The 13,581-nt window shown below is 60.4% G+C and carries 10 protein-coding genes; 6 read left to right on the forward strand and 4 right to left on the reverse strand.

Features of this window, described 5'->3' with window-relative positions:
- Positions 1 to 14 precede the first annotated feature (14 nt).
- Positions 15 to 857, forward strand: a complete 843-nt coding sequence (locus AB0N75_RS03545) for an IclR family transcriptional regulator (RefSeq protein WP_364645196.1) — start codon at positions 15 to 17, stop codon at positions 855 to 857.
- Positions 858 to 884: 27 nt separating this feature from the next.
- Here the strand turns inward: AB0N75_RS03545 and AB0N75_RS03550 are convergent, their stop codons facing one another.
- A complete protein-coding gene (locus tag AB0N75_RS03550) occupies positions 885 to 1,715 on the reverse strand; it encodes an SDR family oxidoreductase (protein ID WP_364645198.1) in 831 nt (276 codons plus the stop codon).
- A 45-nt stretch (positions 1,716 to 1,760) separates the two neighbouring features.
- Positions 1,761 to 3,254 (reverse strand): aldehyde dehydrogenase family protein, encoded by a 1,494-nt coding sequence (locus AB0N75_RS03555; protein WP_364645200.1) that lies wholly within the window; start codon positions 3,252 to 3,254, stop codon positions 1,761 to 1,763.
- Positions 3,255 to 3,547: 293 nt separating this feature from the next.
- Between AB0N75_RS03555 and AB0N75_RS03560 the strand changes: the two genes are divergently transcribed.
- From AB0N75_RS03560 to AB0N75_RS03580, 5 genes are all read left to right on the forward strand, one after another.
- Positions 3,548 to 4,915: an MFS transporter gene (locus AB0N75_RS03560; protein WP_364645202.1), complete on the forward strand. Its 1,368-nt coding sequence runs from the start codon at positions 3,548 to 3,550 to the stop codon at positions 4,913 to 4,915.
- Positions 4,916 to 5,296: 381 nt separating this feature from the next.
- Positions 5,297 to 6,589: a C4-dicarboxylate TRAP transporter substrate-binding protein gene (locus tag AB0N75_RS03565; protein WP_364645204.1), complete on the forward strand. Its 1,293-nt coding sequence runs from the start codon at positions 5,297 to 5,299 to the stop codon at positions 6,587 to 6,589.
- 39 nt (positions 6,590 to 6,628) lie between these two features.
- Positions 6,629 to 7,216 (forward strand): TRAP transporter small permease subunit, encoded by a 588-nt coding sequence (locus AB0N75_RS03570; protein ID WP_364645206.1) that lies wholly within the window; start codon positions 6,629 to 6,631, stop codon positions 7,214 to 7,216.
- The gene (locus tag AB0N75_RS03575; RefSeq protein ID WP_364645208.1) at positions 7,203 to 8,702 is read left to right on the forward strand and encodes a TRAP transporter large permease subunit; all 1,500 of its coding nucleotides are present in this window, start codon (positions 7,203 to 7,205) and stop codon (positions 8,700 to 8,702) included. The genes AB0N75_RS03570 and AB0N75_RS03575 overlap by 14 nt, the downstream gene beginning before the upstream one ends.
- A 155-nt stretch (positions 8,703 to 8,857) precedes the next feature.
- Positions 8,858 to 10,261, forward strand: coding sequence for an MmgE/PrpD family protein (locus AB0N75_RS03580; protein WP_364645210.1), 1,404 nt, complete (start codon positions 8,858 to 8,860; stop codon positions 10,259 to 10,261).
- Positions 10,262 to 10,517: 256 nt separating this feature from the next.
- On the opposite strand, the gene aceB is transcribed toward AB0N75_RS03580, so the two are convergent.
- Together aceB and aceA are read right to left on the reverse strand one after the other, a co-directional pair.
- A complete protein-coding gene (gene aceB, locus AB0N75_RS03585) occupies positions 10,518 to 12,158 on the reverse strand; it encodes a malate synthase A (protein ID WP_364645213.1) in 1,641 nt (546 codons plus the stop codon).
- Positions 12,159 to 12,255: 97 nt separating this feature from the next.
- Entirely contained in the window at positions 12,256 to 13,572 is a 1,317-nt protein-coding gene (aceA, locus tag AB0N75_RS03590) for an isocitrate lyase (RefSeq protein WP_127514291.1), read from the reverse strand.
- Positions 13,573 to 13,581: the final 9 nt, after the last annotated feature.

The following is a 13,581-nucleotide window of genomic DNA, read 5'->3' on the forward strand; positions in this document are numbered from 1 at the left end:
CGAATAAGGCTACGATGCTTGTTGGTTCACCGCGGGTCTTCGACCGTGCCGACGACCTGATGCGACCGGTTATGGATGGTGAAGTAGGCATGGAGCGCAAAACGTCCGGCGAGTCAGGATTGGCTCGGGCGTTGAGAATTATCGAGGCGTTCACCAGCGAACAAACGACCTTGACGGTCGCAGAGATCGCTCGGAGAGCTGATTTGCCTGTCTCGACAACGTATCGTTTGGTGGGGGAGATGCTCTCCCACGGTGTGCTGACCAAAGCAGAAGACGGATATGTCCTAGGCATGCGGCTCTGGGAATTAGCCACGAGGGGTTCGAAGACGGTTGGACTGAGCCGAGCGGCCAGACCGTATATTGAAGATCTCCAGCATACGTTTGGACAGCATGCCCAGTTGGCTGTCCTTGAGGGCACAGATGTCCTCTATGTGGACCGCCGTTCCGCAGAGCGCGGTGCGGTGGTGAATATCATTGATGTCGCCTCGCGGCTGCCTGCAAGGCTTTCATCATCCGGGATGGTTCTAGCCGCCTACGCGGACTACGTTACTCAGCGCAGGATTCTCAGCTCACCGGTCGAACAGCTCACAGCCAACACTCCCATCGAACCCGAGCGGCTAAAGCTATTGTGGGCCGAAATCCGGAGGCAGGGTTTCTGTCGTGCGGACGGCTGGATGGAAGACGACGTCAGCAGTGTTGCCTCCCCGGTGAGGGATATGTCAGGTGTAGTAGCGGCCGTCAGCCTGTTCTTGCCTAATGATGGGAAAGCTCCACGTGCGGCTATTCCCGCCGTTCAGATGGCTGCTGCAGGCATTTCGCGGGCGCTGGGATGGAGACCTTCCCAGCACCCGCGGTAACAACATTGATGGCACGGAGGGGTCTAGCTAGGCTGCAGTCTCCGCCGCAGGCTTCGCAGACTTTTCCACCGCGGCCGCGCCTCCGTCGACCATCAGGCTGACACCAGTGATACCGGAAGCCAACCCGCTGTTCAAGAAGATCAAGGCCTTGGCAGGCTCCTCCGGCTTGAGGTACCGCTGCAGCGGCGTGGGGTACTTTTCGAAGTAGCCGTCCCCGAGGACTTCACGGAATTCAGCTCCCATCGGTGTCTCCGTGAAGCCCGGCATGACTGCGTTCTGCCGGATACGTCGGACGCCTAAGGCGGGCGCTGCCAGAATGCTCCATGCATTGGCCGCCTCCTTGGAGACGCGGTAAGCCGAGGTCGCTTTGCCTGGAGTGAGAAGTTCTTGGTGGGCTGCGAACCACTCCGTGGCTTCGTTGAATGTTTCGGCGGCGACGAGTTCTGCGTATGCGTCTTTGGCGCGTTCCCAGTTTTCGCCTGCGTTGGAGGCGATCGTGGCGATAGCACCGCCGTCGTTCATCCGCTTGACGACCTCTTGAGTGAGATGGCGAACTCCGGCGAAGTTGATAATGAACGTATCCAGATCGCTCGTTCGGTTGCCCGGCACGCCCACGCAATTGAACAACGCGTCGATGCCGTATCCGATGCTGTCGATCGCCCGGGTCATGGCTTGGGGATCCTTCAGGTCAACTGACTGATGGCTGGCAACCGGTACCGGCGGTTCCTTGAAGTCGAGGACGTGGACTTCGGCACCCAGGCCAGCGAGGATGCTGACGGCGGCGGCTCCCATGCCTGCCCCGCCGCCACCGGTCACAATGACCTTCTTGCCGGCGTATCCGAGAAGTGACGTACTCATGGGTGTTTCCTTTGCTCTTGTCGATGTAAAAGTGGGTCGGTCTGTCTAGCCCTGGGAGATGCCCCAGCTGATGCTCTTGCTCTGGAGGTATTCGTCGATGCCCCAGCGGCCGTATTCACGGCCAAGTCCGCTTGCCTTGTAACCGCCGAACGGCAGCGTGGTGTTCGGGAAGGCGCCACCGCCTCCATTGATGACAACGCCGCCGGTGCGCAGCCGGCGCGCAATGCTGTAGGCCCGCAGCGGGTCCTTGGCATGTACGGCTGCGGAAAGCCCGTACGGGTTGTCGTTGGCCAGTTGCACGGCTTCTTCATCGGTATCGAACGGGATAACAACGTTCACCGGTCCGAAGAACTCCTCACGGGCAATGCGCATCGAATTGTCGACATCAACGAACAAGGTCGGCTCCAAGTAGTAGCCGCGTTCCAGCCCCTGCGGGCGCTTACCGCCAAAGACTACCCGTGCGCCTTCTTCGACACCGGCTTCGATCAGCGCTTCGACTCGTTCCCGTTGGTCCGCCGAAATCAGCGGTCCCATGGTGGACTCCGGGTCCATCGGGTCACCGACCTGTATATTCTCCAGGCGCTGCTTGACCAACTCAACCAGTTCATCGTGGCGGGAGCGGTGCACCAGCGTCCGCATCAGCAGGGAACACCCTTGCCCGGAATGCTTAATCGTGTGGACGGCAACCTCATCGGCTACGGCCTCGAGGTTGGCGTCTTCAGTGATGATGTTCGCGGATTTGCCGCCCAGCTCGAGAACAACCTTCTTGAGGGTGGAAGTCGCCTGGGCATAGATCTGTTTGCCGACTTCGTCGGATCCGGTGAAGCTCACCATGTCGATGTTGGGATTCGTGGTCAATTCGTAGGTCGCCGCACGGCCGCCGGTGATGACGTTCAGCACGCCGGCAGGGAGGCCCGCCTCCTCGCCGATGTCGGCCAGGATCAGCCCTTCGAGAGGAGTGGTGGAGGCTGGCTTGAGTACAACGGTGCATCCCGCTGCCAAGGCAGGAGCAAGCTTGGTGATATTCAGCCAAAGCGGGAAATTGTAGGCGCTGATGAGGGCCGCTACCCCGTAGGCTTCCCGCAACACAAGGCCTTGGCCGATTCCGTTTCCGAAATGGGGCCGGGAGGGCTCCTCCCACTCAACGCGGTCCATGGAATCCGCCGTGTCCCGCAGGTGGGCGATGGCGCCTCCAACTTGCCCGGATTCGGCGAAGGATTTGATGGATCCGCATTCCGCAACATTGATGTCGACCAGCTCGCTCTTGCGCCGCTCCATGATGTCGACCATGCGGTAGAGCACCGCCTGGCGTTCCTTCGGAGTCATCCGAGGCCACGGACCGTTGTCGAAGGCTTGCCGGGCGGCGAGTGCCGCCCTCGCAGCGTCCTCCGCATTGCCCTGGGGCACCCGGAAAATCGCTTCCTCTGTAGCCGGATTCAGGACGTCGATGACTGACCCGTCGCTGCTCTGCACCCGTTCTCCACCAATGTGCATGGGGTATAACGTGAGGGAAGACTTTTCGGTTGCGATGGCGGTCATGAGACTCCTTATCAGGAAGGCTTCGGCGGGCAGTCCGTTGTGCCCGTCGATCGAATAGGGGGCTGGCGGTCTGATTGATCCGACTCGCCTGACCTCCGCAATGCTGTCAGACAGAACACATGGCAGCGTGACCGTTCTCACTGGTTGAGAAAGTTCTGCCAGTGGCAGCCAGCACGGTGTTAGCTACCTGTGTTAGTGATGCACATCTCACCAGGACTGCACGTATTTGAGGCACGGTCGACGACTGACGGCAGCTTGCAGGCTTGGATAACCTCGACTATGTGAGGACTCTCATGACAGACGCTTCAATCAGCACGCCAAAGGTGGGACCTGCGAAGGGCGGCCAAAGCCGCAAAGCTTCGATGGCCTCCTTCTTCGGCGGAGCGCTGGAGTACTATGATTTCGCCCTTTTCGCCGCCGCCGCAGCGATCGTGTTCCCCACTGTGTTCTTCGGCGATGGCGCCGCAGCGACAGTGGGCTCCCTAGCCACGTTCGGCGTGGCATACTTGGCGCGTCCGATTGGAGCCATCGTGACGGGCCACATTGGCGATCGGGTTGGCCGCAAGCAGGCCCTGATGCTGACGCTGATCCTGATGGGAGTGTCCACATTCCTCATCGGCTGCCTACCGACGTTCGAACAGGCCGGCATGCTTGCGCCGATCCTCTTGGTGTTGCTTCGCTTGCTGCAGGGTTTCTCGGCGGGCGGCGAGCTGGCAGGCGGTAGCTCGTTGTCTGTTGAGCACGCTCCCGAGGGGCGTCGTGGATTTTTCAGCAGCTGGACTATTACCGGCATCGGAGCCGGCATGCTGCTGTCGAACCTCGTGATGATCCCGGTCGCAGCACTTCCGGATGAGGCTTTGTATACCTGGGGTTGGAGGATCCCATTCTGGGCGAGCATTGCGGTTTTTGCCATCGGTTACTTTATTCGCCGGCGGCTGGAGGAACCCGAGGTCTTCGAGGAGATAAAGCAGGAGAAGCGGACGGCCGGTGTTCCGCTCTTCGAGGCCTTCCGACTGAATTGGCAGGGCATTATCCGCGTTGCCTTCGCTAACCTCTTTACGGTACTGAACACGGTCACCAACGTCTTTGGCATCGCCTACGCAATCAGTGTCGGGGTCGACAGGACTACGATGGTGCTCGTTGCTGCGTTGGCGCAGGTTCTCGGCCTGATCTTCCGTCCGGTGGGTGGCTTGCTAACCGACCGGTTCGGGCGGAAGCCCATCTTCATCCTGGGCGTCCTCGGCAGCGGCGTCATGATTTTCGCCTACTTCGCCTCGATCCAGGCGGGTAACGTCCCCATGATCTTCATTGTCAACGCCATCATGACAGGCGTGTTCCTCTCCCTCAGTGACGGCGTCTACCCCGCGTTCTTTGCCGAAATGTTTTCCGCAAAGGTCCGCTATACGGGGATGGCCGTGGGGCTGCAGGTCGGTCTCTTGGTAGCGGGATTCGCCCCGAGCATTGGCAGCACCCTGACAAAGGGGGACGCCAATAACTGGCTGCCTATTGCCATCTTCACCTGCGTCTGCTCGGTGCTTGCTGCCATCGCTGCACTGACTGCCAAGGAGACGTTTAGGACTCCGCTCCGAGACGTGGGGATCACACCGCAAATCCGCCGGCAACAGGAGAGCCAAAAAATGCGAGAGTCTGCAAGCGTATAAAAACGCGTTTCTGCAAACCGGACCAGGGGTGGTTTCCTTCAAAGGAGGCCGCCCCTGCGGCTTCCATCCGCCTCCAGGCTTCCGGCAGTTAGAACTAGCCTCATCGTGCATTCGTAAGTCGGACATCTGAGGTGGGTGGATCCGCCGAACTCGTCCTCCTGATGCACAGGGAAGCACGACAGTATCCACTCCACCGGCCGTGCTGCACTACTGATTTCGGAGGTGCGGTCAGGGCATCCAGTTGACGCGACCGTAAGGCCATGACCCTACCCCGAGCAGTTCCACCCTTGGCCTGAGGCTGCTGGAAAAGACCCGTCAGCGTAACACCTTGAAAGAGCCAAGGAATCTCGATTAGAGTGTGATCCGCTACACACTTACACTGTGGCACAGTTCATCAGTGTCACACTCCATAATTGGCGCAAGGCTTTGCGCCCATTCCCGTGGGCGGGAACGAAGGGAATATCAGTGCATCAGAAAAGTAGGCGCAAATTGCTTGCGGCAGCCGTGGCGATCGGGATGACGGCGCTGGCCGGATGCGGCAGCGCCGGGGCACAGGCTGGAGGAAACGCAGACACGTCAATGGAGGAGATGAGTGAGCGCACTCTGACCTACAGCGACCTCAGCCCTTCGACTAGTGATCCGGGCAAGGCTGTTCAGCGGTGGGTCGAGAACTTGGATGAGCTGACCGGAGGGAAACTCGTCGTCGAGCCCTATTTCTCCAGCTCGCTCCTGACCAGCGATGATGCACTCTCCGGGACCACGAATGGTGTCTCTGACATCACGTATACGGTCGTCACCTACCAACCGCAGGAACTGTCGGTTACCAACTGGTTCAATAATGCCGGCTCCAGTCCGGTTGATGTCTATCCGCACAATCAGCTGCAAATGACCGGAGCCATCAACGAGGTCTTTTCCTCTGCAGCCGCCACAGCAGAATTCGAAAAGCACAACCTGAAGTTCCTCTTCACCGCCAGCCCGGCAGGAAAATACGACCTCTTGTGCAAGGAACCGCTTACATCGCAAAGCGATCTTCACGGACTTCGGGTTAGGGCCCCCGGGCCGGCATGGGCAGCAGAAGCCGAGGCCCTTGGCATGACCGTTGTGAACATTGCCCAGGGCGAAGCTTATGAGGGCTTGCAAAGAGGCGTCATCGACTGCCAGATCGGCATGCCGCAGATGTACGAGACGTACGGCCTGTCCGAAATTGCGAAGGAATACTATCCCGCGGCCTTCAGCGCCAATATGGGAGCAGTTTTCATCATGAACCTTGATACATGGAATGAGATGCCACTAGCGGCCCAACAGACTCTGCACGACTCGGTTGAAAGTTATGCCTTCGATCGGTTGCAGGAGAATATCAACGCCCAAAAGGTCTTTTTCGACAAGGCCGAGCAAAACGGCATCACCACCCACGACGTCACAGAGATGAATGCCACATTGGCCGAATTCCAAGAAGCCCGCTCCGCCGACTGGGTTGGGCAAGCACCCGATGCAATACAGGACTCGGAAAAAGAGGCATCTGCGTTCATGGAAATAATGTCTTCCTGGGGTGATGTAGTCATGCAGGATGTGCCGGAACAAGGATCTGACGACGCGAGGACGTGGACCTTGGAAGACTTCCCAGGGTGGGAGGCGAAGCTGCATGAGCATTTTGACTCTGTTCGTCCGGAATAGTCCAGCAGACGTTCGAATCGGATCAGCAAAGGATTCAGGATGAAGACTCCGACCCGTCCCCTCTCATGGGCCTCGGCCTACGTCACCCTTGTTGGACGAGGCAGCGGCGCCTTGAACGTTCTGTCTGGTTTGGCACTCGCGGCGATGATGATCCTGGTAGCCCTGGACGTCACACTCCGGAACACGATGGGAACGGCCCTAACGGGATCGGTGGAATATACGAGCCAGTGGATGATGCCGTTGATCGTTCTTTTTGCTCTGGCGTACACAGAAAAATCGGGCGAACACATCAGGGTCACGATCGTTGAGGATGGGCTGCGGGGCAAATCACAACTTATTCTTGCCCTCTTCGGCCAAATCTGTACCTTTGCCCTTGCGTTGGTGCTAGCAGTGACAAGTTGGGGAGTTGCGGCCGATTCTATCGCCATCGGCGAAACGGTCCCGATGGGCACTGGAGCTCTCATTATCTGGCCGATCAAGGCATTGATCGTCCTCGCATGGATTTGGTTTGCAGCACAAGCGTTCGCAAATGTGCTTCTCCGTCTCCTGCCGTCAATAAGCACAGCGGAGAGAGATTCGTTGCCCGGCACCAGGCTGGAAAAGGTGGAATCCGATGGTATTAGTTAAGAGCCGCACGGCCGAGACCGGGCCCGGTGAGGTCAAAAAAAGTCGTCAAAAACTTGGACCGTGGATAACAGCAGGAACACTCGCGGTGATTGTCGGACTGAGCGTGTTCATGCTTTTCGGTGACAGTTCGCGTCAGCTGACCGGACTCTTTGCCGTCGTGCTCGTCTTGTTGATGATGCTCGCCGGAATCCACATTGGCTTGGCCATGATTGCCGCCGGCGTCATCGGATTGTGGTCCCTAGGCGGCGTATCCATGGTAGCCAACAGTCTTGAGCATGCGGTCTATGACCCGGCTGCCACGTGGGAACTGAGCGTCATTCCCACATTCATCTTAATGGGCACGGCGCTTTGGAAATCAGGTTTGACGCAGCGCGCGTTTGACGCAGCCAAGTTGTGGCTCGGCAAAGTTCCAGGCGGGCTGGCCTTGACCACGAATGTTGCAGGTGCGGGCCTGGCAGCTACCAGCGGATCCACCATCGCCCTAACTCACGCATTGGGCAGGGTGGCGATACCAGAGATGCTCAAAGCAGGTTACAAGCCTGGCATCGCCGTTGGAGCAACGGCCATGGCGGGAACCCTTGGTCAGATTATTCCTCCGAGCGTGATGCTGGTCGTCTATGCCGGTGCGGCACAAACTTCCGTCGGAAAACAGCTGATGGCAGGTATTGCACCAGGTATACTTCTCGCTGTCCTCTTTGGGCTGTTCATTCTGTTCCGGGCTCTCAGGAACCCTACGCTGGCTCCTCGGATCGAAGGACCCAGCGTCCCCATGATTGACAAATTGCGGGGCTTGGCTGGCGTGGTTCCGCTCATGATTGTGGCCGTGATCGTGGTGGGTGGCATTGGGTCGGGTATTTTCACCCCAACAGAAGCCGCTGCCTGGGGCGCGTTGGTGTCAATTGTTTTGGGTTGGGCAATCCGCCAAGGACATGAACGGACGGTCAAGTCCTTCCTCATTTTCTGCAAGGAAGTGTTTTCGCTAGCAGTCGTCTCGACAGCAGGCATCTTCCTGCTGCTGATCGGGGTCCATGTGCTCACGCGCGTTATGACCTTGAGCCGACTGGCTAACGGCTTGGCGGACCTCGTGCTGACCGCCGGCCTGACTGCGACGGGCTTCCTTCTGGTCCTTGTCCTCGTGTACCTGATCCTCGGAATGTTCATGGACACTATGGCAATTGTGCTTCTGACCGTACCGATCCTGGCGGTGCCGCTGACAGAGCTGGGGGTCGATCTCGTCTGGTTCGGAATTTTCATAGTCATGATGGTGGAGATCGCCATGGTCACTCCGCCGATGGGGATCCTTAGCTTTGTCCTCCATCGGATAGTTCAAGATAAAGACGTCAACCAAGGTCATAAAATCTCGTTGCCGGCGGTATTCGCCGGATCGATGCCTTTTGTTGCCGTGGCCATAGGCTTCACAGTCTTGCTGATCTTCTTTCCCGAAATCGTCATGTGGCTTCCGAATCAGCTGGCCACTGGGGGGTAGGACGGATTTCTTCGGGGGAAGGCCGTAGGGCGTTCCCCCGAAGATATTCTCAGGGCCTCACCTCGCCAGCCTGAACGCTGCAGTTTTCTTACTGATAGAGACGCGATGCGTGCCCCCACATGAGGTCAATCGAACGTCACGAACTAGGAGTCAGAATGGACCCGGACAACAGAGACGAGTCCCTGTTTCATATCCTGGCTGAATTCGCACACTCTGTTGGAGGAAGCTCCACCCCGGACAGAGTGCGCAGTGAAGCCCGGCTGTGTCTGCTTGACACGCTCGGGTGCGTGCTTGCCGGTTCTAATACTAGGGAAGCAATCGCTTTTAGACAGGCGGAACAGCACATCGCCGGCGTCGCCCATCCGTTGCCCACTAGCGTAGGGAGCCGCGTCTTGGGCTACATGGGGGACGTTCTGGAGCTGAACGACTTGATCGGCGGTCACGCCAGCATCGGTATTGTGACAGCGTCGATAAGTGCGGCGCAAAATTTGCAGATTACCGGCAAACAACTGACCGGTGCCATAATTGCCGGTACCGAAATAACTGCCCGGCTTTACGAGGCGGCGGTTCACACTCTCAAACCTTTCTCTGAATCAGGAATGGTCACTCCAGGTCTGTTTTCAGCGATTGGTGCAGCAGCATCACTGGCTTACCTTCGCCAACTCCCGCTGGATACGACTGCGCATGCCATGGCCATTGCCGGGGCGATCGCCAGCTGGGGTCCTGCGGAGGTAATCTTCGGAAACGGCGGAACGATTAAGCCGATCCTTTTCGGCGCCTCGCCGGCCGACAGCGCGATAAAGGGAATCGAATATGCCATCCAAGGGATCACCGGTCCCCTGAACTTGGTCGAGAGCCCGCTCGGCATGATGGCTGCGCTGGCGCATGGGTTCAGGGAAGAAGCGCTCCGGGCACCCAACCTTTGGCACTTGCTTCGGCCTCAACGTAAATTGCATGCCTCTTGCGGATACACACATTCCAGCGTGGACACGATGGTTGAGTTGGTGTCGCAAGGAGTAGACGTGGTTGGTGCGCAGCGAATTACTGTTCAAGTCCCGGAATATATACTCAGCGCCGTGCGCAAGGCCTCCCCGCCGGAAAGTCCCAACGAAGCGCGCTTTCATCTTCAATACTGTGTGGCGATAGCGGCGAGCGGGGCAGATGTTATCGAACCAATTCATACCCTGGATTTCGACCGCTACATCGCCATGCCAATGATCCAGCAACTCATGGAACGGATCGAGGTAGAGCCGTTGACTAAAAAATCCATGAACACGGCTAAGCCGTACAACGTCTCTCGAATCCTTATTACAGACACAGACGGCAGCGTGCTGGAAGGCCATTGTGACGCCCCTCGAGGATCTGCCGCCAATCCACTGTCAGATCATGACGTCATTGAGAAGTTCAGAAGGTTGGCCTCGGGAATGCTCTCGGAGCCCGAAGTGGAGTACATCATTAGAGCATCGCTGACGTTTGACGGCGACGACGATCAGCAATGGCTGCGACCCATAATCGACGATTTATTACAGTCGCGTCCCGGTTACAACCGAACGAACTAAGAGATCGTGCCCGGGGACAACGACCCTGCAGTTCCGAAGGGCGTTTGCACGAGTGGGGCAGTGCTTCCGCAGGACCGGCCCGGGCCGCCCGGATTTCGGGCCGCCTGTGGCGAACGGCGTGGACCGGGCGGTCCCGCGGAGTTGGTGGCTTCCGCTCAGTGAACGGAGGCCGGGATGTCCCGGTGATGGCACCGGCACGTGAATCCGGCGGCTGACCGGGGGCTGGCTATAGGACCCCGGTCAACCGCCGGACAACTTAGGCCGCGGCTGCTGCCTTGGCGGGAGACTTCTCCAGCAGGTAGTTCTGGTAGGCGGGAATCGTAAGGAAGGCCGGGAACTCTTCGCCGAGGGCACACTCTTCGAAGATTTCGCGGGCGTCGTCGAACCGGTCACCGTCGAAGCGGGGCAGGCCGGCGAACTCTTCCTCCAGCAGTTCCCGGACCCATTCGCGGGTAACGATCTCGCCGTCGTCGGTCACTGCGTGGGCGTGGATCCACTGCCAGATCTGCGAGCGGGAGATCTCCGCCGTCGCGGCGTCCTCCATCAGGTTGTGGATGGCCACCGCGCCGTTGCCGCGCAACCAGGACTCGATGTACTGGATGCCGACTTCCAGGTTGGTGCGGATGCCGGTCTCGGTGATGGTCCCTTCGGTGCCGGCGATGTTCAGGAGGGCGCCGTCGTCGGGCGTGACATCCTCACGCTGGCGGTCCAATTGGTTGGGCCGCTCGCCGAGCACAGAATCGAACACCTCGCGGCAGACCGGGACCAGGTCCGGGTGCGCCACCCAGGAGCCGTCGAACCCATCGGAGGCTTCGCGGGTCTTGTCCGCGTGCACCTTTTCCATGGCGATGGCGTTGGCCTCCGGGTCGCGGCGGCTGGGGATGAACGCGGCCATCCCGCCGATGGCCATGGCGCCGCGGCGGTGGCAGGCGCGGACCAGCTGCTCGGTGTAGGAGCGCATGAACGGCGCCGTCATGGTCACCTGCGTGCGGTCCGGCAGCACGAACCGCGGCCCGCGGGCGCGGAAGTTCTTGATCACCGAGAAGATGTAGTCCCAGCGGCCGGCGTTCAGCCCCGAGGCGTGCTCGCGCAGCTCGTACAGGATCTCCTCCATCTCGAACGCGGCGGTGATAGTCTCGATCAGCACGGTGGCCCGGATGGTGCCCTGCGGGATGCCCAGCAGGTCCTGCGCCAGGATGAACACGTCGTTCCACAGCCGGGCTTCCAGGTGCGACTCGATCTTCGGCAGGTAAAAGTACGGTCCGCGGCCCTGCGAGATGAGCCGCTGGGCGTTGTGGAAGAAGTACAGGCCGAAGTCCACGATGCCGCCGGCCACCGGTTCGCCGCCGATCAGCATGTGCTTCTCCGGCAGGTGCCAGCCGCGCGGCCGGACCACGATGGTGGGCAGGTCGGTCAGCGTCTGGCCGGTGAGCTTGTATTCCTTGCCGGCGTCGGAGGTGAAGTCGATCCGCCGCTCCAGCACGTCGGTCAGGTTCAGCTGCCCGTTGATCACGTTGGACCAGCTGGGCGTGGAGGAGTCCTCCATGTCCGCCAGCCACACCTTGGCGCCGGAGTTCAGCGCGTTGATGGTCATCTTCTTCTCCACCGGCCCGGTGATCTCCACCCGGCGGTCCTCCAGCCCGGGCGCCGGGGGAGCAACCCGCCACGAGGAATCCTCGCGGATGTGCCGGGTGCCGGGCAGGAACTTCGGGTCATGGCCGCGGGCGATCGACTTGCGCCGGCTCTCCCGCTGGACCAGCAGCTCCCGCCGCCGGGCCGAGGTAGCCTGGTGCAGCTTAGCCACAAACTCCAGCGCCTGCGGCGTCAGCACTTCCTCCTGCCGGCACACCTGCGGGCCCGTCAACGTAATCCCGTTCAACGTAATCGGATCGTTCATCGCTCATTCACTCCTCAAGAAGTGCATCGACTATTCAGCTGGCGCCCTTCCCAGCCCTGAGAAGGGCGCCTGCTGACTCCTCGATGCGGAAAGACGGTTAGTGGAACTGGCCTTCTTCGGTGGACCCGACCAGTGCCAGGGTGCTGCCGTTGGGGTTGAGGGCAGTGGAGATGGTGTCGAAGTAGCCGGTGCCCACTTCGCGCTGGTGCTTGGTTGCGGTGTAGCCGCGGTCTTCGGCGCCGAACTCGCGCTCCTGCAGTTCGACGTACGCGCTCATCCCGTCCCGGGCGTAGCCGTGGGCCAAGTCGAACATCGAGTAGTTCAGGGCGTGGAAGCCGGCCAGGGTGATGAACTGGAAGGTGAAGCCCATCGCCCCGAGCTCGCGCTGGAACTTGGCGATGGTGGCATCGTCCAGGTGCTTCTTCCAGTTGAAGGACGGCGAGCAGTTGTAGGAGAGCATCTGGTCCGGGAACTCGGCCTTGACCGCCTCCGCGAACTTGCGGGCCAGCTCCAGGTCCGGGGTGCCGGTCTCCATCCAGATCAGGTCCGAGTACGGGGCGTAGGCCTTGGCCCGGGCGATGCAGGGCTCAATCCCGTTGCGCACCTTGTAGAAGCCCTCCGGGGTGCGCTCGCCGGTGATGAACTCGCGGTCGCGCTCGTCCACGTCGGAGGTGATCAGCGTGGCCGCCTCGGCATCGGTGCGGGCAATGATGACGCTCGGCGTGCCGGCCACGTCGGCGGCCAGCCGGGCCGCGTTCAGCGTGCGGATGTGCTGGGCGGTGGGGATCAGCACCTTGCCGCCCAGGTGGCCGCACTTCTTCTCCGAGGCAAGCTGGTCCTCCCAGTGCACGCCGGAGGCGCCGGAGGCGATCATGGACTTCATCAGCTCGTAGGCGTTCAGCGGCCCGCCGAAGCCGGCCTCGGCGTCGGCCACAATCGGCACCAGCCAGTCCTCAACCGTCTGGATGCCTTCGGAGAACTCGATCTGGTCGGCCCGCAGCAGTGCGTTGTTGATCCGGCGGACCACCTGCGGCACCGAGTTCGCCGGGTACAGCGACTGGTCCGGGTAGGTGTGGCCGGAGAGGTTGGCGTCGGCGGCCACCTGCCAGCCGGAGAGGTAGATGGCGCGCAGCCCGGCCTTGACCTGCTGCACCGCCTGGTTGCCGGTCAGCGCGCCGAGCGCGTTGGTGTAGCGGCCCTCGGCGGCCTCCTCGGTCAGCTGCTTCCACAGCTTCTGTGCGCCGCGCTTGGCCAGCGTGTGCTCTTCCTGGACCCGGCCGCGGAGGCGGACGACATCCGCTGCGGTGTAGTCGCGAGTGATGCCCTCCCAGCGGGAATCGGCGGCCCACTCGAGCTCCAGTGCCTTGGCCGCTTCCTCAGCGTTCATCGGGGCCGGCTCAAATGATGCAGTCATTGCTGTTCT

Source organism: Arthrobacter sp. NPDC089319, assembly GCF_040684925.1.
Lineage (GTDB): Bacteria > Actinomycetota > Actinomycetes > Actinomycetales > Micrococcaceae > Crystallibacter.